Source organism: Roseateles saccharophilus, assembly GCF_031458095.1.
Taxonomy (GTDB): Bacteria; Pseudomonadota; Gammaproteobacteria; order Burkholderiales; family Burkholderiaceae_C; genus Pelomonas; species Pelomonas saccharophila_A.
Genome location: NZ_JAVDXU010000005.1, coordinates 415,729 through 433,627, shown reverse-complemented (window position 1 = coordinate 433,627; position 17,899 = coordinate 415,729). Strand labels below are relative to the sequence as shown.

The following is a 17,899-nucleotide window of genomic DNA, read 5'->3' as shown; positions in this document are numbered from 1 at the left end:
GAACCCGACTTCTCCAATCACCTCACCGCTAACTGCCGTTCCCGACAAGCGCTGCGTTGTGATCAGCGAAGCCCACGACTGTAGCACAGGTTTTTACGTACGTGGAAGCCCTGGCCGAGTTTTCTTTTGGAGCGCGCGGAGTACGCGGCTCATGCCGCGGCCTGCCCGGCTTGGCGAACCGGCGGCACGCCTTGGTTGCACGACGATTCGGAAAAAGACTGCGGGGCCCGGCGACGCCTCGGCGTCACCAAGCCCCGCAGCCAGGAATGAGCGTCGTCAGAGTTCTTCCTGGAAGGCTTCCTCACGCTTGTTTTTGATAGACGGCAGCATCACCACGACGATCATCAATGCCGCGGCGATCAACAGGCCGGCCGACAACGGGCGGGTCAGGAAGGTGCTCCAGTCGCCACGCGCCAGCAACAGGGCGCGCCGCAAGTTCTCTTCCATCATGGGGCCGAGGATGAAGCCCAGCAGCAGCGGCGCCGGTTCGCAACTCAGCTTGTAGAAGACATACCCGACCAACGCGAAGGCCGCCGTCAGATAGACGTCAAAGCTGTTGTTGTTCAGCGAGTAGGTGCCGATGCAGCAGAACACGACGATGGCCGGGAAGAGGAAACGGTAGGGCACCGTCAGCAGCTTGATCCAGATACCGATCAGCGGCAGGTTGAGAACGATCAGCATCAGGTTGCCGATCCACATCGATGCGATCAGGCCCCAGAACAGCTCCGGGTTGCTCGTCATGACCTGCGGACCGGGCTGGATGCCCTTGATCGTCATCGCTCCCACCATCAGCGCCATCACGGCGTTGGGCGGGATGCCCAGGGTCAGCATGGGAATGAACGAGGTCTGGGCGCCGGCGTTGTTGGCGCTTTCCGGTCCGGCCACGCCCTGGATGGCGCCCTTGCCGAAAGGAATGCGCGGATTGCGGGCGACCTTCTTCTCCAGCGTATAGGAGGCGAAGGACGCCAGCAGGGCACCGCCGCCCGGCAACACGCCGAGCACCGAGCCCAGGGCCGTGCCACGCAGTACCGCGGGCCAGGCCTCCTTGAAGTCCTCCCGGGTGGGCCACAGCCCCTTGACCTCCTTGGTGAAGACCTCGCGGTGCTCTTCAGGTTGGCCTAGGTTGGCGATGATCTCGCCAAAGCCGAACACGCCCATGGCGATGACGACGAAGCCGATGCCGTCGGTCAGCTCAGGGATATCGAAGGAGAAGCGCGCCGTGCCTGTGATGACGTCGGTGTTGATCTGCCCGAGCAGCAGACCAAGCACGATCATGGCGATGGCCTTGATCAGCGAGCCCGAGGCCAACACGACCGCGCCGACCAGGCCGAGCACCATCAACGAGAAGTACTCGGCCGAACCGAACTTGAAGGCCAGTTCGGTCAGGGGCGGCGCGAAGGCCGCGATGATGATGGTGCCCACGCAGCCTGCGAAGAAGCTGCCCAGGCCGGCAGCCGCCAGCGCCGCACCCGCGCGGCCGCGTCGAGCCATCTGATAACCATCGATGGCCGTCACGACGGAACTGGATTCGCCGGGCACATTGATCAGGATGGCCGTCGTCGAGCCACCGTACTGTGCGCCGTAATAGATACCGGCCAGCATGATGAGGGCGGGCGTGGCATCCAGCGTGTAGATGGAAGGCAGCAGCATCGCGATGGTCGCGACCGGGCCAAGCCCAGGCAGCACGCCGATCAGCGTTCCCAGCACCGTGCCAAAGAAGGCGTACAGCAGGTTCTGCAGCGTCAGCGCCGTCTGGAAGCCGAGGCCGAGGTTGTTCAACAGGTCCATGGTCGCCCTCAGCCGGTGATGTAGATGGGCCAGAGCGGAATGGTCAGCTTCAGGCCAAGGATGAACAGGGCCCAGCTGCCGACCGTCAAGACGACGCTGCTGATCAGCACGTCACGCCAGTGGAACTCGCTGCCGGCAAGGGCCGACAGCGTGATGAGGATGGGCAGCGTGCAAGCCAGGCCCAGGCGCGGCAGCGCGAGACCGAAGACGGCGATGGCGACAATGATGATGAGCAGGGGCCGCCAGGCGATGTCGCCGATGGGGTCACCGCCTTCCGACTCCAGTGTCAACGCCTTGAACAGCACGAGGCCGCCGAGCAGGGCCAGCAGGATGCCGAGACCGAAAGGGAAATAGCCCGGGCCGGGCCGGGCCGAGGTGCCGAAGGAATATTCCGTCGCGCCCCAGGCAAATGCCACACCCACCACCAGAAACATCAGCCCGGACCAGAAGTCCCGCTGGCTCTTGATCTTCATCGCTTGTCGCCTCCGACGCGCCACGGAGGCGCGCATTTGTTGCCGGCGATTCTGGCAGTCGGACTCTAGGCAACCGCCTGTGGATTACACGTAAGACAAGGGTCTGCGCCCCGGCACATCTCAGCCTTCCCACGCCGGCGTGCTGCGCAGCACCTCTTCCACGGTCGTCGCGCCTTCCGCTACCTTCATCGCTCCGGCCAGTCGCAGCGGGCGCAACCCCTCCTGCATGGCCTGACGCCGCAACGCCGGCAGGTCGGCAACCGCAGCCTTGACACCCTCCGACACCGTCAGCAGTTCGTAAAGACCCGCGCGCCCCCGGAAGCCGGTGTTGCGGCACTCCAGACAACCGACCGGTTTGTAGGGTTTGACACCGCCACCCAGCCGCCAGTGGCGCACCAGCTCGTTGAGGCTCTCGCGCGTGACCATGGGATCGGGCTGCTTGCAATGCGGGCAGAGGGTGCGCACCAGGCGCTGGGCCAGCACGCCGATGACGGTCGCGCTGATCAGATAGCTCGGCACGCCGAGGTCCATCAGCCGGGTGATGGCCGACACCGAGTCGTTGGTGTGCAGGGTGCTGAACACCAGGTGACCCGTCAGCGCCGCCTGGATGGCCATCTCGGCCGTCTCCAGGTCACGGATTTCGCCGACCATGATGATGTCCGGGTCCTGGCGCATCAGCGCTCGCAGGCCTTCGGCGAAGCCGAAGTCCAGCACGTTCTGCACCTGGGTCTGGTTGAAGGCCGGCTCGATCATCTCGATGGGGTCTTCGATGGTGCAGACATTGACCTCGTCAGTCGCCAGGCGCTTGAGCGTGGAATACAGCGTCGTCGTCTTGCCGCTGCCGGTCGGGCCGGTCACCAGGATGATGCCGTGGGGCTGCTTGACCAGGCTCTCCCAGCGGTCCGAATCGTGCTGGCCAAAGCCGAGAGACGACAGGTCCTTGACCGCCGTCTCGGGGTCGAAGATGCGCATGACCATCTTCTCGCCAAAGGCTGTGGGCAGGGTCGACAGCCGCATTTCGACCTCGTCGCCGGCCGGGTTGCGCGTCTTGATGCGGCCGTCCAGCGGGCGGCGCTTCTCGACGACGTCCATGCGGCCCAGCAGCTTGATGCGCGAGGTCATCGCGCTCATCACCGTCGGCGGCAGCTGGTAGACGGTGTGCAGCACGCCGTCGATGCGAAAGCGGATGACGCCCATCTCGCGGCGCGGCTCGAGGTGGATGTCCGATGCGCGCTGGTCGAAAGCGTACTGCCACAACCAATCGACGACCTGCACGATGCCCTGGTCGTTGGCATCGAGCTGCTTGTTGCTCTTGCCCAGCTCGACCAGTTGCTCAAAGCTGGCCACCTGGCTCTGCTCACCGGCCTTGGCCGCGGCGCGCACCGATCGAGCCAGCGTGAAGAACTCCGTCGTGTAGCGCGCGATCTCCAGCGGGTTGGCAACGACAAGCTTGATGGGCTTGCGCACATGCGACTCGATCTGCGCTACCCAGCTGGTGTCGAAGGGCTCGGAGGTCGCGATCGTCACGTCGTTGATGCCGAACTGCACCGGCAGGCAGCGCTTGGCCTCGGCATAGCCGATGGACATCACATCACCCACGCGGCCGACATCCACCTTCAGCGGGTCGATGCGCAGATAGGGCAGCTTGGCGCGCAAGGCCAGCCATTCGGACAAGGAGTCCACATCCAGCGGCTTGCCCGTGCTCAGGCGCACCAGGGCGGCATGGCCGAGGCGCACCAGCGGGTGCAGGGCGCTGTCGCCGGCCGCGAAGCGCTGCTCGGTGCGCTGCAACTGGGTCTCGTCGATGAGACCGTCCTCCTGCAGCCAATGCAGCAGTTGGCGCCATTCCAGGCGGCCTTCGGTCTTCGTGGGGGCAGCCAAGGGCTTGGACTTGGTCGACATCGAGGGCTCTGCTTCTCAAAGGGCGTTGAGGATGCTCATCGGCAGGGGCCGCACCAGCCTAAGCCATTTGCGGGCCGGCAGCTTGAAGCGCGATTCGATATTAGCCGCGCGCTGCTCGAGAACTTCACGATGCGGCACCGGCACGCCGCGGGCGGCGACCATGATGGTGTTGCCCTCCTTGGTGGGCGCCAGGCTCCAGACCTGGTCGGACCCGAAGGCGCGGGCGATGCGCAGGGCGCTGCGGGCAAAACTGGCGCTGCGGCCAAAGAGATTGACCGTCATCAGCCCACCGTCGGCCAGCACGCCGCGGCAGGCGGCGTAGAAGGCGTCGTCGTCCAGCACCGGCGCGGCAGCATCGTGGTCGTAGAGGTCGACGTTGAGCACATCGACCGTCTGCAGATGGGCATCGTCCATGACCCAACGCGCCGCGTCTTCATTGACGACGTTCAGGCGCGCATCGTTCGCCGGCAAGCGGAACCACTGCCGGCAGGCGGCGATGACCTCGGGATTGATCTCGACGGCCGTGGTCTTCATCTTCAGCTGGCCATGGCAGAAGCGCGTCAGCGCCGCAGCACCCAGGCCCAGCTGCACGGCATGGCCTTCGCCCAGCGCGGCCGGGTCGCGCCACAGCATCCAGGCGCACATGCGCTGGATGTATTCCAGCTCCAACTGGTCGGGCTTGCGGATGCGCATGGCGCCCTGCACCCAGATCGAGTCCAGGTGCAGGAAGCGCACGCCGTCGAACTCGCTCAGCGTCGCCGGACCCCAGGTTTGAGCTTTGGACTTCATTGCTGGGCCACCCAGTCGCCGACGCCCTTCAACATCGCGTCCAGGCGCAGGCGGTCCAGCAGCCGGCCGGCGGCCATGTCGACGACCGTGGCGTCACGCAGGATCAGGTCGGCCGGATTGGCCTCGGCGGCCCAACCCGCCCAGGCCGCGAGCGCGGCCGTCAGCATTCTTTTCATCCAGGCATCCTAGGCCAGATAAGGCGCCAGTCCGGCCTGCCACTCGGCGATCTTGTCGGCCAGGCTGCGGCCGGCGTGAGCCGGGCTGGTCGACGGCAGGCGCAGTACCGGCAGGCCTGGATCACCCAGGGCCAGCAGCGTCTGCTTGTGCGCCAGCGTGCCGTTGCAGGCGATGGCACGCAGCTGGGGCAGGCGGGCAACGAGAGCGGCCAGGTCGCTGGGCTCGGCCGCTTCGATGGCCGTGTCCAGACTGCCCTCGCGGCGGCAGGCGGCCACGGCGTCCCACAGCGCGACGCGGTGGCGGCGCAACGCCTGCAGCCGCTCGGCATAGGGCAGCGCCGGCAGGGCGGCGTCGCCCAGCAGCGCGCCCATGAGCGGCCAGAAGGCATTGCGCGGATGGGCGTAATACTGTGCTGCCTGCAGCGAGGCCGCACCGGGAAAGCTGCCGAGCACCAGCAGCCGCGCACGCGCGTCGTAAACCGGCGCGAGGCCAATCAGACGCCGCTCGGTCTCGGCGTTTGCTGGATTGGCCGGCGGCTGAGAGGATGCGGTTGTTTTCAAAGACGGGAGAACCCATGAACACGGAAGCCATCTGGCAGTTTCTCAGCACCCAGGGCGTGGATTTCGGCCTCAAGATACTCGCGGCCATTGCCGCCTGGGTCGTCGGCCGGTGGCTCATCTCGATGGCCTTGCGGCTGTTCACGGGCGCGCTGGAGCGCGGCAAGCGCATCGACTCGACGCTGGCCACTTATCTGCGCTCCATCCTCGGCGTGCTGCTGAACATCGTCCTCATCCTCGCGATCCTGGACATCTTCGGCGTCAAGACCACCTCCTTCGCCGCCCTGCTGGCCGGCGCGGGCCTGGCCATAGGCACGGCCTGGGGCGGGCTGCTGACGCACTTCGCGGCAGGCGTCTTCATGCAGGTGCTGCGGCCCTTCAAGGTCGGCGACTTCGTGCAGGCCGGCGGCGTGACCGGCACGGTGACCGAGATCGGCCTGTTCGGCACGACCATCAACACGCCCGACAACGTGCACACCATCGTCGGCAACAACACGGTGTTCAGCGGCGCCATCCAGAACTTCTCCGCCCTGCCGCATCGGCGCGTGGACTGCACGGCCAAGGTCGCCAACGGCGTGGACCCGCTGGATGCCATCGCGCGCCTGGCGCCGGCCATCGCCGCCATTCCCCATGTGATGGCCAAGCCGGCCCCCGACATCGAGATCCTGCAGTTCACGCCCGAGGGCCCGCTGCTCTGTGTCAGGCCCTATTGCCACACCGACCACTACTGGCAGGTCTATTTCGACACCCACAAGGCCATCGTCGCGACCTTTGGCGCCGCCGGTTACCCCGTGCCGGAGACGCCGATCGCACCGCGCAACCGCTGAAGGACCGCTGACATGGCTGACCTGATCGCCCGTATCGCCGCGCTCTGGCGCTACCCCGTGAAGTCCTGTGCCGGCGAAGCCGTCGCCAGCCTGCAGTTGGACGCCGACGGCTGGCCCGAGGGCGACCGCGGCTGGGGCATTGCCGACGCCGCAGGCGAGCTGACCTGGATGGGCGCGCATCCGCGCCTGGCCCTGGTCAAGACGACATTGAGCGCCCAAGGGCTGCAGCTCGAGGCCCAGGGCCGTTCGCTGACCGTGGCGCTGGATGGCGGCGAGGCCACCACGCTGCGCGGCTGGAACGGCGAGCGCCAGGCTTTCGACCTGCTGCCGGCCTGGGATGCCGGTGACGACGCCGCCGCCCTGCTGCGCGCCACGACGGGCGAGCGCCTGCGTCTGGTGCGGCTGAGCGCCGAGGCCCAGCGCCGTCCCATCCTGAATGCCCTGCACATCGTCGGCGACGGCTCCCTGCGCGCCTGGAGCGAGGCCATGGCCAGGCCGCTGAACAGCCCGGCGCAGCGGGCCCGACCCAATCTGCTGCTGCGCGCCGACGACGGTGATGCCCTGCCCGCCTTCATCGAAGACATCCTGACCGAGGCCCGAATTGGCGCGCTGACGCTGAGCCGCACGACGGCCTGCGTGCGCTGCGTGGTGCCGACCGTCGACCCGGCGACCGGCGAGGCCCAGCCGCCGGCCCTGGATGCGCTGACCCAGCTCAGCGCCGAGCGGGCGCCGGGTGCGCCGGTGCAGTTCGGCATCTATGCACGCGGCAGCGGCGCCGGCCGGCTCAGCGTGGGCGATCGGGTGGAGCTGTCGCTGAACTTCGGCGAAGCCTGATCAGCGCAGGCGCGGTAGGGCTGCACGCGCATTGGCGCTGGTGATGGCCGCGGTCCGTTCCAGCGTCCAGCCGCGCAGTTCCGCCAGGCTTGCGGCTATGCGCGGCAGCTCTGCCGACTCGTTGCGCGCCTGGCCCGGGCTGGCTTCGCGCTGCTCGGCCGTCTTGTAGAGCCAGTGCGGCGGGATGTCCGGCGCGTCGGTCTCCATGACCAGGGCCGTCTCGGGCACGCTGGCGGCGATGCGGCGAATCTGCAGCGAACGCTCAAACGTCAGCGTGCCGCCGAAGCCGAGCTTGAAACCCAGGTCAATGAAGGCTTGCGCCTGCTGTTCGCTGCCGTTGAAGGCATGGGCAATGCCGCCCTGCGTGAAGCCGACCCGGCGCAGGCCGGCCAGCAGCTTGTCGGCGCTGCGGCGCACATGCAGCAGCACCGGCAGGCCGGCCCGCTTGGAGAGCTTGAGCTGTTCGACATAGAAATGCTGCTGGACCTCGGGGTCAAGGCCTTCGACAAAGAAGTCCAGGCCGATCTCGCCGACGGCGACCAGCCGCGGGTCGGCATGGTGGGTTTCAAGCGCTTCAGCCAGGCTGCCGAGATCGCCCTCGGCCGCACGCATCACGCACAGCGGATGGATGCCCAGGGCATAGGTGAAATCGTGCTGGATGGCCAGCAGCCTCACCGCGTCGAGGTTGTGCACATCGACAGCCGGGATGACGACCTGCTCGACGCCTGCCGCCCGGGCGCGCGCGACGACGGCGTCACGGTCGGCGTCGAACTCCGCCGCGTCGAGGTGGCAGTGGGTGTCTATCCACATGCCGGCACTTCTACCTCAGCGGAAGACGACCGTGCGGTTGCCGTTCAGCAAGACCCGATGCTCGGCATGCCACTGGATGGCGCGCGCCAGGGCCACGCACTCCATGTCGCGGCCGATGCCGACGAGCTGCTCGGGCGGCATGCTATGGTCGATGCGGGCGACCTCCTGCTCGATGATGGGGCCCTCGTCGAGGTCGCTGGTCACGTAATGGGCCGTCGCGCCGATCAGCTTGACGCCGCGCTCATAGGCCTGGTGATAGGGCTTGGCGCCCTTGAAGCTGGGCAGGAAGCTGTGGTGGATGTTGATGGCCCGGCCGCTCAGGTCGCGGCACAGCTCGGGCGACAGGATCTGCATATAGCGGGCCAGCACCACCAGGTCGATCTGGTTGTCGGCCACCACTTCGCGGATCTTGGCCTCCTGGGCCTGCTTCTGAGCTTGCGTGCCGCCGAGCAGCGGGAAATGATGGAAGGGAATATTGTGCGAAGCCGCGAGCTGGTAGAAGTCGCGGTGGTTGGACACGATGGCCGGGATTTCGATGGGCAGATGTCCGGTCTGCACGCGGAACAGCAGGTCGTTCAGGCAATGGCCGAGCTTGGACACCAGCAGCAGCACTCGCGTCTTGCGGGCGCGGGCGACCAGCTCCCAGTCCATGCCGAACTCTTCCGCCAGCGGCTTGAAGGCCGCCTGCAGCGCCACCTCGTCCGCGGCCGCCTCGAACTCGATGCGCATGAAGAAGCGCGCATGGTCGGCGTCGCCGTGCTGGTGCGACGTGAGGATATTGCCGCCCTGCTGCAGCAGCACGCCGGTGACAGCGTGGACGATGCCGGCGCGGTCGGGACAGGAAAGCTTCAGGACAAAACGCGGATTCATGGTGCTTGGAATTGCCCGGCCACCAGGCGCAGCTGCCGGTCGCAGCGTGCCGCCAGGTCGCGGTCGTGGGTGACGAGGACGAAGGCCGTGCCGAGCTCGCGGGCGCGCTCCAGCATCAGCTCGAAGACGGCCGCGGCGGTGTCGCGGTCGAGATTGCCGGTGGGCTCGTCGGCGAGCACGCAGGCCGGGCGGGTGACGAGGGCGCGGGCGATTGCCACGCGCTGGCGCTCGCCGCCGGACAGCTCGGACGGGCGGTGCTGCACGCGCTCCTTCAGGCCCACGCGGGCCAGCATCTCGGCAGCCGCGGCCCGCGCGTCGGCCGGCGTCTGGCGGCGGATGCGCAGCGGCATGGCGACGTTGTCCAGGGCCGAGAACTCGGGCAGCAGGTGGTGGAACTGGTAGACGAAGCCCAGCTGCTGGTTGCGCCAGCGGCTGCGCTCGGCTTCGTCCATGGAGGCCAGCGACTTGCCCATCAGCGTCACGCCGCCCGAGGTCGGCGAATCCAGGCCGCCGAGCAGATGCAGCAGCGTCGATTTGCCCGAACCCGAGGCACCGACGATGGCCAGGGTCTCGCCGCGCGCCACATGCAGGTCCACGCCCTTGAGCACGGTGACGTCCAGGCCGCCCTCGCTGAAGCGGCGGGTCAGGCCCGTGGCCTGGAGGATCTGCTCACTCATAGCGCAGCGCCTCCGCCGGTTGCACACGGCTGGCACGCCAGCTCGGGTAGAGGGTGGCCAGGAAGGACAGAGCCAGGGACACCAGCGCGATGGGAACGATGTCGCCGCGCTGCGGGTCGCTGGGCATCTGGCTGATGACGTAGATGCTGCCCGGCAGGAAGCTCACATTGAGGACATGCTCGATGAAGGGCACGATGACGTCGACATTGAAGGCCACGAGCAGGCCCAGCAGCACACCCGACAGCGTGCCGATGACGCCCGACACGGCGCCCTGCACGATGAAGATGCCCATGATGGAGCGCGGGCTGGCGCCCAGCGTCCTCAGGATGGCGATGTCGCTCTGCTTGTCGGTCACCGTCATCACCAGGGTCGACACCAGGTTGAAGGCGGCGACGGCGACGATCAGCGTCAGGATGATGCTCATCAGCCGCTTCTCGATCTGCACGGCGTCGAACCAGTTGGCGTTGGCGCGCGTCCAGTCGCGCACCAGGATCTCCGGACCCATGATGCTCTTCAGCTCGGCGGCGACGCGGCGGGCCTCGTGCACGTCCTTCAGCTTGAGCTGCACGCCGGTCGGCCCGCCGGTGCGATAGAGCTTGGCCGCGTCGTCGAGGTGGATCAGGGCCAGGCCCGAGTCGTATTCATAGTGGCCGGCGCTGAAGGTGCCGACGACATTGAAAGTCTTGTACCGCGGCACCATGCCGGCCGGTGTCATCTGGCCACCGGCAGCGAGGGTGATCTTCTCGCCCACGCCGACGCCCAGCTGACGGGCCAGCTCAACGCCCAGCACGATGTTCCAGGCGCCGGGGGTCAACTGGGCAAACACGCCGTCCTTGAGTTGCGCGCCCAGACCCGTGACGGTCGCTTCCTCCGCCGGCGAGATGCCGCGGATGATGGCGCCTCGATATTCATCCCCCCGAGCGAACAGGCTCTGGCCGGCCACGAAGGGTGCCGCGCCGACGACTTCGGGATGCTGCCTGGCCTTGGCCGCCGTGGCCCGCCAGTCCGGCAGGGCCTGGCCGGCGTAGTCCAGCAGCTCGACATGGGCGATGACATTGAGCATGCGGTCGCGCACTTCCTTCTGGAAGCCGTTCATGACCGACAGCACGATGATCAGCGCCGCCACCCCCAGGGCGATGCCCAGGATGGATACGCCGGAGATGAAGCTGATGAAGCGGTTGCGCCGCCCACCGCGGCCAGCGCGCGTGTAGCGCCAGCCGACCTGGAGTTCAAACGGCAGGGCCATGGGGCGATGCAAAGGGAGACAGCATGGGGCCGGGATGGTAACTGGGCGCCCCGAGCAGAATGGGGCATCTGTCCTTAGAAACCCGCGATGAAGCCCTTGTCCGTCCTGCTGCCGGCGTCTCTACTGACAGCCGCCCTCATCTCCTGCCCCGCCTTCGCCATGCCCGACCTCGTCATCCTCGTACGCCATGCCGAACGGGCTGCCGCGCCCGCCGACGACCCCGGCCTGACGCCGGCGGGCGAACAGCGCGCCCAGGCCCTGGCCCAGGCCCTGGCCGGCCTGCGCGTCGACGCCATCGTGACGACGCCGCTACGCCGCGCGCGCGACACGGCCGCTCCGCTCGCCAAGGCCCTGGGTCTGCAGCCGCAGATCGTCGAGGCGCGGGGCGCCGCCCATGCGCCGGCCGTGGCAGACGCCGTGCGCGCCCAGACCGGCGTCGTCCTCGTCGTCGGCCACAGCAACACCATACCGGCCGTCATCGCAGCCCTGGGTGGCCCCAAGCTGGCCGATCTGTGCGAGACCAGCTTCCACCACGCCTTCCTGCTGCAATTGGGCGCGCTGGCGCCGCGCTGGGCCCAGTTCAGCTATGGCGCACCGAGCGAGGCCCCGGCCGCCGGCTGCCTCTAGTTCGCGCCGCGCTTGAGCTCCCACTGCGCCAGCGTGAACTCGCGATAAGGCACGGCCTGGGTCGTCAGCGTGCGCTCGAACCACGGCAGCGCCTCGCCGCGCCGCCCCTGGGCCGCAAGCTGCTGGCCGATGAAGAAATAGGCCTCCGCCAGGCGCAGCCTCTCGGTTTCGGGTTTTTCGCGGGCCCGCCTCAGCAGGGCCTCGCGGTCCAGGCTGCCGCCCAGATAGCTCAGCAGCGCGCCGCTCCATTTGCCGGCGTCGGCCGCGGCCAGCTCGTCGGCGATGGCCGCCTTGCCGCGGCCGCCCTGGCGCTCGGCGGCGAGGTAGAGCCACAGCAGCGTGAACTGGCGCGCCTCGCCGCTGGCACTGGCGGCGCTGTCGCGCAGCGCGGCCTCGGCGCTGGCGTAGTCGCCCAGCATGTAGTGGGCCGTGCCCAGCCAGCTGCCGCCGCTGCCGGCCAGCTGGGCCTGCTGGTTGAAGGCGGCCAGGGCTTCGGTCGGGCGGCCCAGGCCGACCAGCGCGACACCCTTGGCCTCCAGCGCCGCACCGCCCTCCTCGCCTTCAGCGCGAATCGCCAGGGCCGCTTCGGCATCGGCCAGGGCAGCCGTGAAGTCACCCAGCTGGTTTTGCGCCTGGGCGCGTTCGACGCGGACCCAGGCGGCGAGGCGGCTGCCGGGCGCCACCTGGTTCAGCAGCTCGGCGTCGATGAGGCGATTGATCTCATTGCCCAGCATCAGCTCCCACAGCGCATCCGGCCGGGCGCCATTGCGAAAGCGTGCCATGCGCTCGGCAATCTCGGTGAAGGGCTCCTCCAGGGCCTTGCGGTCCACCAGGTTCAGGCGCAGGCGCTGGGCGCCCAGCATCTGGCGGGCGCGGCCGACGCGCTCGCGGTAGCCGTCGACATCGCCCGGCAGCACCTCGTCGGCGCGCCGCTCCACACGGCTGATGAACTGCACGGTGGCGCCCTGCACCTCGACGCGGCTGCTGAAGGCGAAATGCTTGTCCATCAGCTGCTGGGGCGCGGGCGGCTGGGCGGTGAAGGGGCGCGCGCCGGTCACGGTCAGGCGCAGCTCGGCCGCACGCGTGCCCTCGAGCTGGAAGGGCAGGCGACGCCGCGCCTCGGGCGGCACGGGCAGGGCGTCCACCAGCTCGGCGGCGGGGAAGTCCAGGTCCAGCCAGCCACGCTGGTAGCGGCCGATGCTGGGATGCTCGAAGTGCAGCTTCAGCAGCCACTCGTTGCTGTCGCGATCGTCGATGACCTCGGGCTGTCCGGTGCTGACCAGGCCCGGCAGCAGGCGCACATAGGCGCCGCCGATGGACTCGGCGATGCGCTCCAGGCCGGCGGTGGCGAGGTGGGCGCGCCAGCGTTCGGCGGCCAGGCCGACGGCCTTGAAGGAGGTCGTCAGCTGCGCGGGACGGGCCAGCTCGCTGAAGTCCCAGTCCTGGCGGAAGCTCAGGCTGTCCTGGGCGAAGACCGGCGGCACCACGGCCACCGGCCCCGTCTGGCCCTGGCCGACGACGAGGGCGGCGCCGTAGCGGTAATAGCCGCGCTTCTCCAGCGAGTAGCCCTGACCGTTCATGGTCGGGTCCAGGAAATACACCACCTCGCCCAGCTTCACGCGGCTGATGACGTGGTCGAACTGGTCATGCGAAGGCAGGTAGTTGGCGATGCCGCGGTTGCGGGCCATCGAGATCAGGGCCGGCTGGGCCTCAACGCCCATGGCGGCCAGCAGCGTGTTCAGCAGCAGGGTCTTGTCCTTGCAGTCGCCCAGGCGCTCGGCCAGCGTCTTCGCCGCCGGCTTGGGCCGGTGCGAGCTCTCGCCCAGCGAGGCTGAGAAATAGCGCACCTCGTCCTGCACGAAGCGCAGCGCCGCGGCCACCTGCTGCTCGGGCGTGCCACCCTGGGCCTTGATCTCGGCCGCCTTGGCAGCGACGCCCGCCGAGGCGGGTTCGATGGCGAACAGCGTCTTGGCCCATTGGTCCACCTCGGCCCAGCTGGCGTATTCGCTGACATGCAGGGCCGGATAGACCTTGAACCAGGGCGGCGTGGCGGCCTCGTCCTGCACGGCCGGCACGCGCTCACGCAGCACGCGGATGACCTGGCGGCCCCCCTCCTCGAAGCGTTCGGGCACGACGTCGCTGGCCAGCGCCTTGACGGCCAGCCTGCGCTCGGGCGGCGCCTCGATGCGCAGGTGCAGGCGCTCGACCGGTGCGTCCGAGGCGAGCTGCAGCAGCGCCGAGTAGCGGCCTTCGAAGATGGGGTTCTCGCCCTCCAGCGTGTAGGCCAGGTCGACGACATCGCCGACGCGCACATCGCTGAGCACGACCAGGGCGGTGCGCACGCCGTCGATGAGCTGGCGCTCGAGTTGCTGCTCGCGGCGCATCAGTTCGATGCGCACGCCCTTGAGCCGGTCCAGGCGCTGGCCGTCGCGAATGACGGCGACCTGGTGGATGACGAGCTGCTGGTAGGCCGGGTTGAAGCTGATCTGCGGCTCGGAGACGTCGCGCAGCGTCGAGGTGTCCAGGGCTTCGTGCTGAAGATGGATATAGGTGGCCGTCGCCGACCGGGGCGCGAGCTGGACCTGCACGTCGATCAGCGGCTCGCGGCGCGCCTTGGCACCGGCCGTGGCCGCGGGCCGGGCTTCAGCGGGAGGCAGCGCCTTGACCCAGGCCGGCACGGGGCCGAAGCGATAACCGGCACCGGCGGGCACGACAGGATGGGAGGCATTGGCCTTGGCGGCAGGCTTGGGCGGCGTCTGCGCCGCAGCCCCCAGGGACAGGGCCAGCAGCAACGCTGGCCAGAACTTCCAACTCATCCACGTCCTCCCGGCATACCGCCTTGATTGTGCGGCTTGGCCGGAGGAACCCTCTTCAGTGCAGCATTTGTTCCACTTCGGCCGCCGGGTCGCCCGTTGCGGCGATCTTGGCGGCCAGCAGTTCCAGGTCGAGATGCAGATGCTCGATGAGTTCGGGCACGGCCACCTTCAGCGCATGCACGGGTTCGTCGTGATGCTCGGCGGCGTCGGCCAGCACCTCGGCCACATGCAGCACCGCGGCGATCAGCGAGAAGGGGCGGATCTCCAGCGGCGTGTTGGCGTCCTTGAAGGCTTCCACCATGGCATGCGGGAAATGCCAGTGCGCGGCCAACGACGCCGTCACGTCGGCGTGGGTGCAGCCGAAGCGGTGCTCCTCCAGCGAGAAGCGGCTGCCCGGCTCGGCGGCATGGGTCTCGACGTCGGCCACCAGATGGGGCTCGTCGATAGCCATCAGCAACTGGCCCGTGCGCAGCATCAGCCCGCCCAGGTAGGCGGTGTCGCTGGTGGTGGCGTCGGCACCCAGCATGCGGGCCAGGATGCGCGCGTAGTTGGCCGTCGCGACGCTGTGGCGCCAGAAGGTGGCGCGGTCCAGGCCCTCGATCTTGGGAAAGGCGCCGCTCAGGCAGGCGGCCATGGCGAGATTGCGCAGCGTCTCCAGGCCCAGGGCATGAGCGGCGTCGACGACGGTGGAGATCTGATGCGAGGGGCTGTAATGGGCCGTGTTGGCCAGGCGCAGCACCTTGGCCGCCAATGCCCCGTCCTTCTCGATCAGGGCGGCGATCTGGGACAGACCGACGTTGTCGTCATCGAAGCTCTTCAGCAGCCGCGAGGCCACCTCGGGCATGGTGGGCAGGGCGTTGTGCTTGACGAAGAAACGTTCCGCGGCTGCGCTCATCTGATACCTCCGGATCGACGATGACCGGCCCAGTCTAGGCCTAAGGTTTCGCCCGCGCCACGCTCTTCACCTCCCCTAAACGATCAGCAACGCACGGAAGTCGTTGACATTGGTGAAGCTGGGGCCGGGCGTGAGCAGGTCGCCCAGCGGTGCGAAGAAGCTGGCGCTGTCGTGGGCGTCCAGCAGGGCCTGGGGATTGAGCCCCAGGGCGCGCGCGCGGCCCAGGCTGGTGGGCGTCAGCAGAGCGCCGGCATGCGGTCCGACGCCGTCGATGCCGTCGGTGTCGGCCGCCAGCGCGTAGACGCCCGGCTCGCATTGCAGGGCCAGGGCGCAGCCGAGCAGGAATTCGGTGGCGCGGCCGCCTTTTCCAATTTCAGCGGCTGGCCTCCCCGGATCGACCGTCACCGTCGTCTCGCCGCCGGACAGGATGACGCAGGGTTTGGCAAAGGGCTCGCCGCGGCGCGCCACGGCACGGGCCAGGGCCGCATGCAGGCCGCCGACGACGCGGGACTCACCCTCGATCTCGTCGCTGAGGATATGGGCGGCAAGGCCTTGCTCGCGTGCCAACGCCGCGGCCGCCTCCAGGCTCATCTGCGGCGTGGCCAGCATGGCGAGTTCATGGCCAGCCAGTCGCGCATCGCCGGGCTTGGGCGTCTCGAAGGCGCCCGACTCCAGGCCGGCGCGGGCGGCGTCGGGCAGATGGATGCGGTAGCGACGGCAGATGGCCAGGGCGTCGGCGCAACTGGTCGGGTCGGCCAACGTCGGGCCGGAGGCGATGACGGCCGGATCGTCGCCCGGCACATCGCTGATGGCCAGCGTCAGCACCCGGGCCGGCGCGCAGGTGGCGGCCAGGCGGCCGCCCTTGATGCTTGAGAGGTGCTTGCGCACGCAGTTCATCTCGGCGATGGCGGCACCGCTGTTCAAGAGGCCGCGGTTGACGGCCTGCTTGTCAGCCAGCGTCAGGCCCGGCGCCGGCAGACTCATCAGGGCCGAACCGCCGCCGGAGATCAGGCAGATGACGAGATCGTCGGCCGTCAGTCCGCGCGCCAGGGCCAGCATGCGCTCGCTGGCGGCAAGGCCCGCAGCGTCGGGCACTGGGTGGGCCGCTTCGACGAGTTCGATGCGCCGCGGCCGCCAGCCGCCGGGGACATGGCCATAGCGTGTGATGACCAGGCCCGACAGCGGCGCGTCGGCGGGCCAGGTGGCCTCCAGCGCCTGCACCATGGCGCCGCCGGCCTTGCCGGCACCGAGCACCAGGGTGCGGCCTTTGGGTGGCAGCGGCAGATGGGCGGCGAGCACACGGCCGGGCAAAGCACGCGCGACGGCGACGTCATAGAGCTGTCGCAGCAGCGCGCGCGGGTCCGGCGTCATGGTTGCTGGGCCCAGCGATTGATGAGAGCGCGCTCTTCGTCAGTCATGCCGGTCGCGTTGTTCAGCGGCATGGCGCGCTGCACGACCACCTGCTGCAGCATCTGGGCCTTGTGGGCGGCCAGGCCTTCGGCGCTGTCCAGGCGCACGCCCTTCTGCGCGACCTCGCCGGTATGGCACATCGCGCAGCGCTGGGCGACCACGGCCTGCACCTGCTCCAGCGTGACCGGCGCCGCCGCGGCCGCAGCCGGCTGGGGCTTGGGCGCCATCCAGGCGATGAGACCGGCCAGCAGGGCCAGGGCCAGCGCGACGGCCCCCCAGCTGTTGACGCCCTTGTGGCGCTTGACGAAGAAGATGCGGATGGCCACGCCCGCGGCCATCAGCACGCACAGCACGATCCAGTTCTGCGCATGCTGGTGCAGCATGCCGTAGTGGTTGCTGAGCATGGCGATCAGCACCGGCAGGCCGAAATAGGTGTTGTGGACGCTGCGCTGCTTGCCGCGCTGGCCGTAGATGGGGTCGGGCTTGTGGCCGGCGCGCATCTGGGCGATGACCTTCCTCTGGCCCGGGATGATCCAGTGGGCGACGTTGGCCGTCATCATGGTCGCCAGCGTGGCGCCGACGATGAGGAAGGCGGCGCGGCCGGCAAACAGATGGCAGGCCAGCCAGCTCTCGAAGATGACGAAGACGACGACCACGGCCATCACGCGGCCGTCATTGCCGATGCTGCCATCCTTGGTGCGGTCCAGCACAGAACAGGCGATGTCGTAGACGGCCGTGCCCACGACGAGAAAGCCCAGCGCCGCCGCCACCGCCTGCCAGGGCGCGCCCCAGGCATGGATGCGGGTGTCGATCAGCATCTGGCTGGCATTGCACAGATAGAGGACGACGAAGAGGGCGAAGCCGCTCATCCAGGTCCAGTAGCTCTCCCAGTAGAACCAGTGCAGGTCCTGCGGCAGGTTGCCCGGCGCCACCATGTACTTCTGCGGGTTGTAGAAGCCGCCGCCATGCACGGCCCAAAGTTCGCCGTCCACGCCCTTGGCCTTGAGCTCGTCGGACATCGGCTTGACGAGGTGGTTGTCCAGCCAGACGAAGTAGAAGGAGGCGCCGATCCAGGCGATGACAGTGATGACGTGCAGCCAGCGCAGCAGCAGATTGGCCCAGTCGAGCAGGTAGATGTCCATGAGCGGTGGTGTTGTTCTCGCACGACCCCACCACGGCGGGTGCTGTGGGGCCTCAAGCG

17 protein-coding genes are annotated in these 17,899 nt (G+C 68.5%); 3 read left to right on the top strand and 14 right to left on the bottom strand.

The features are described 5' to 3' along the window. Positions 1-276: 276 nt before the first annotated feature. The 6 genes from J2X20_RS27415 to J2X20_RS27390 form a co-directional block, all read right to left on the bottom strand. Positions 277-1,788, bottom strand: a complete 1,512-nt coding sequence (locus J2X20_RS27415; protein ID WP_310272555.1) for a tripartite tricarboxylate transporter permease — start codon at positions 1,786-1,788, stop codon at positions 277-279. 8 nt (positions 1,789-1,796) lie between these two features. After that, positions 1,797-2,261, bottom strand: a complete 465-nt coding sequence (locus J2X20_RS27410) for a tripartite tricarboxylate transporter TctB family protein (RefSeq protein WP_310272553.1) — start codon at positions 2,259-2,261, stop codon at positions 1,797-1,799. Between the two features lie 120 nt (positions 2,262-2,381). Continuing rightward, positions 2,382-4,163 (bottom strand): type IV pilus assembly ATPase TfpB, encoded by a 1,782-nt coding sequence (tfpB, locus tag J2X20_RS27405; protein WP_310272551.1) that lies wholly within the window; start codon positions 4,161-4,163, stop codon positions 2,382-2,384. Positions 4,164-4,178: 15 nt separating this feature from the next. Further along, positions 4,179-4,952: a spermine/spermidine synthase domain-containing protein gene (locus J2X20_RS27400; protein WP_310272550.1), complete on the bottom strand. Its 774-nt coding sequence runs from the start codon at positions 4,950-4,952 to the stop codon at positions 4,179-4,181. Further along, on the bottom strand, positions 4,949-5,128 hold the full coding sequence (locus J2X20_RS27395) for a hypothetical protein (RefSeq protein ID WP_310272548.1): 180 nt from the start codon (positions 5,126-5,128) through the stop codon (positions 4,949-4,951). Before J2X20_RS27395 ends, J2X20_RS27400 begins: the two co-directional genes overlap by 4 nt. Positions 5,129-5,137: 9 nt before the next feature. Further along, the gene (locus J2X20_RS27390; protein ID WP_310272546.1) at positions 5,138-5,689 is read right to left on the bottom strand and encodes a DNA-deoxyinosine glycosylase; all 552 of its coding nucleotides are present in this window, start codon (positions 5,687-5,689) and stop codon (positions 5,138-5,140) included. Positions 5,690-5,703: 14 nt separating this feature from the next. On the opposite strand from J2X20_RS27390, the gene J2X20_RS27385 reads away from it, so the two are divergent. Both J2X20_RS27385 and J2X20_RS27380 read left to right on the top strand, forming a co-directional pair. Then, positions 5,704-6,513 (top strand): mechanosensitive ion channel family protein, encoded by an 810-nt coding sequence (locus tag J2X20_RS27385; protein ID WP_310272544.1) that lies wholly within the window; start codon positions 5,704-5,706, stop codon positions 6,511-6,513. Positions 6,514-6,525: 12 nt separating this feature from the next. Further along, the gene (locus J2X20_RS27380; protein ID WP_310272542.1) at positions 6,526-7,347 is read left to right on the top strand and encodes an MOSC domain-containing protein; all 822 of its coding nucleotides are present in this window, start codon (positions 6,526-6,528) and stop codon (positions 7,345-7,347) included. Here J2X20_RS27380 and J2X20_RS27375 read toward each other — a convergent pair whose 3' ends face one another. The 4 genes from J2X20_RS27375 to J2X20_RS27360 are packed head-to-tail and all read right to left on the bottom strand — an operon-like array spanning position 7,348 to position 10,950. Further along, positions 7,348-8,157, bottom strand: coding sequence for a TatD family hydrolase (locus tag J2X20_RS27375; protein ID WP_310272540.1), 810 nt, complete (start codon positions 8,155-8,157; stop codon positions 7,348-7,350). Between the two features lie 15 nt (positions 8,158-8,172). Next, complete coding sequence (gene purU / locus J2X20_RS27370; protein WP_310272539.1) at positions 8,173-9,027, bottom strand: formyltetrahydrofolate deformylase; 855 nt, start codon at positions 9,025-9,027, stop codon at positions 8,173-8,175. Then, a complete protein-coding gene (lolD, locus tag J2X20_RS27365; protein ID WP_310272537.1) occupies positions 9,024-9,704 on the bottom strand; it encodes a lipoprotein-releasing ABC transporter ATP-binding protein LolD in 681 nt (226 codons plus the stop codon). Before lolD ends, purU begins: the two co-directional genes overlap by 4 nt. Then, positions 9,697-10,950, bottom strand: a complete 1,254-nt coding sequence (locus J2X20_RS27360; protein WP_310272535.1) for a lipoprotein-releasing ABC transporter permease subunit — start codon at positions 10,948-10,950, stop codon at positions 9,697-9,699. The genes lolD and J2X20_RS27360 overlap by 8 nt, the downstream gene beginning before the upstream one ends. Positions 10,951-11,037: 87 nt before the next feature. On the opposite strand from J2X20_RS27360, the gene J2X20_RS27355 reads away from it, so the two are divergent. Further along, complete coding sequence (locus tag J2X20_RS27355; RefSeq protein ID WP_310272533.1) at positions 11,038-11,577, top strand: histidine phosphatase family protein; 540 nt, start codon at positions 11,038-11,040, stop codon at positions 11,575-11,577. Here J2X20_RS27355 and J2X20_RS27350 read toward each other — a convergent pair. The 4 genes from J2X20_RS27350 to J2X20_RS27335 form a co-directional block, all read right to left on the bottom strand. Beyond that, entirely contained in the window at positions 11,574-14,393 is a 2,820-nt protein-coding gene (locus tag J2X20_RS27350) for a DUF3857 domain-containing protein (RefSeq protein ID WP_310272531.1), read from the bottom strand. The genes J2X20_RS27355 and J2X20_RS27350 overlap by 4 nt on opposite strands. A gap of 55 nt (positions 14,394-14,448) precedes the next feature. Further along, positions 14,449-15,288 (bottom strand): HDOD domain-containing protein, encoded by an 840-nt coding sequence (locus tag J2X20_RS27345; protein ID WP_310272529.1) that lies wholly within the window; start codon positions 15,286-15,288, stop codon positions 14,449-14,451. A 75-nt stretch (positions 15,289-15,363) separates the two neighbouring features. Continuing rightward, a complete protein-coding gene (locus J2X20_RS27340; RefSeq protein ID WP_310272527.1) occupies positions 15,364-16,659 on the bottom strand; it encodes a glycerate kinase type-2 family protein in 1,296 nt (431 codons plus the stop codon). Then, on the bottom strand, positions 16,656-17,840 hold the full coding sequence (locus tag J2X20_RS27335) for a urate hydroxylase PuuD (protein WP_310272525.1): 1,185 nt from the start codon (positions 17,838-17,840) through the stop codon (positions 16,656-16,658). The genes J2X20_RS27340 and J2X20_RS27335 overlap by 4 nt, the downstream gene beginning before the upstream one ends. Positions 17,841-17,899 lie beyond the last annotated feature (59 nt).

Bases quoted from the DNA above. Each gene is read 5' to 3' on its own strand.
- J2X20_RS27395 (WP_310272548.1), bottom strand. From the start codon at position 5,128: ATGAAAAGAATGCTGACGGCCGCGCTCGCGGCCTGGGCGGGTTGGGCC.
- J2X20_RS27345 (WP_310272529.1), bottom strand. From the start codon at position 15,288: ATGAGCGCAGCCGCGGAACGTTTCTTCGTCAAGCACAACGCCCTGCCC.
- J2X20_RS27335 (WP_310272525.1), bottom strand. From the start codon at position 17,840: ATGGACATCTACCTGCTCGACTGGGCCAATCTGCTGCTGCGCTGGCTG.
- J2X20_RS27355 (WP_310272533.1), top strand. From the start codon at position 11,038: ATGAAGCCCTTGTCCGTCCTGCTGCCGGCGTCTCTACTGACAGCCGCC.
- J2X20_RS27380 (WP_310272542.1), top strand. From the start codon at position 6,526: ATGGCTGACCTGATCGCCCGTATCGCCGCGCTCTGGCGCTACCCCGTG.
- J2X20_RS27385 (WP_310272544.1), top strand. From the start codon at position 5,704: ATGAACACGGAAGCCATCTGGCAGTTTCTCAGCACCCAGGGCGTGGAT.
- tfpB (WP_310272551.1), bottom strand. From the start codon at position 4,163: ATGTCGACCAAGTCCAAGCCCTTGGCTGCCCCCACGAAGACCGAAGGC.
- J2X20_RS27415 (WP_310272555.1), bottom strand. From the start codon at position 1,788: ATGGACCTGTTGAACAACCTCGGCCTCGGCTTCCAGACGGCGCTGACG.
- lolD (WP_310272537.1), bottom strand. From the start codon at position 9,704: ATGAGTGAGCAGATCCTCCAGGCCACGGGCCTGACCCGCCGCTTCAGC.
- purU (WP_310272539.1), bottom strand. From the start codon at position 9,027: ATGAATCCGCGTTTTGTCCTGAAGCTTTCCTGTCCCGACCGCGCCGGC.
- J2X20_RS27360 (WP_310272535.1), bottom strand. From the start codon at position 10,950: ATGGCCCTGCCGTTTGAACTCCAGGTCGGCTGGCGCTACACGCGCGCT.
- J2X20_RS27340 (WP_310272527.1), bottom strand. From the start codon at position 16,659: ATGACGCCGGACCCGCGCGCGCTGCTGCGACAGCTCTATGACGTCGCC.
- J2X20_RS27400 (WP_310272550.1), bottom strand. From the start codon at position 4,952: ATGAAGTCCAAAGCTCAAACCTGGGGTCCGGCGACGCTGAGCGAGTTC.
- J2X20_RS27375 (WP_310272540.1), bottom strand. From the start codon at position 8,157: ATGTGGATAGACACCCACTGCCACCTCGACGCGGCGGAGTTCGACGCC.
- J2X20_RS27410 (WP_310272553.1), bottom strand. From the start codon at position 2,261: ATGAAGATCAAGAGCCAGCGGGACTTCTGGTCCGGGCTGATGTTTCTG.
- J2X20_RS27350 (WP_310272531.1), bottom strand. From the start codon at position 14,393: ATGAGTTGGAAGTTCTGGCCAGCGTTGCTGCTGGCCCTGTCCCTGGGG.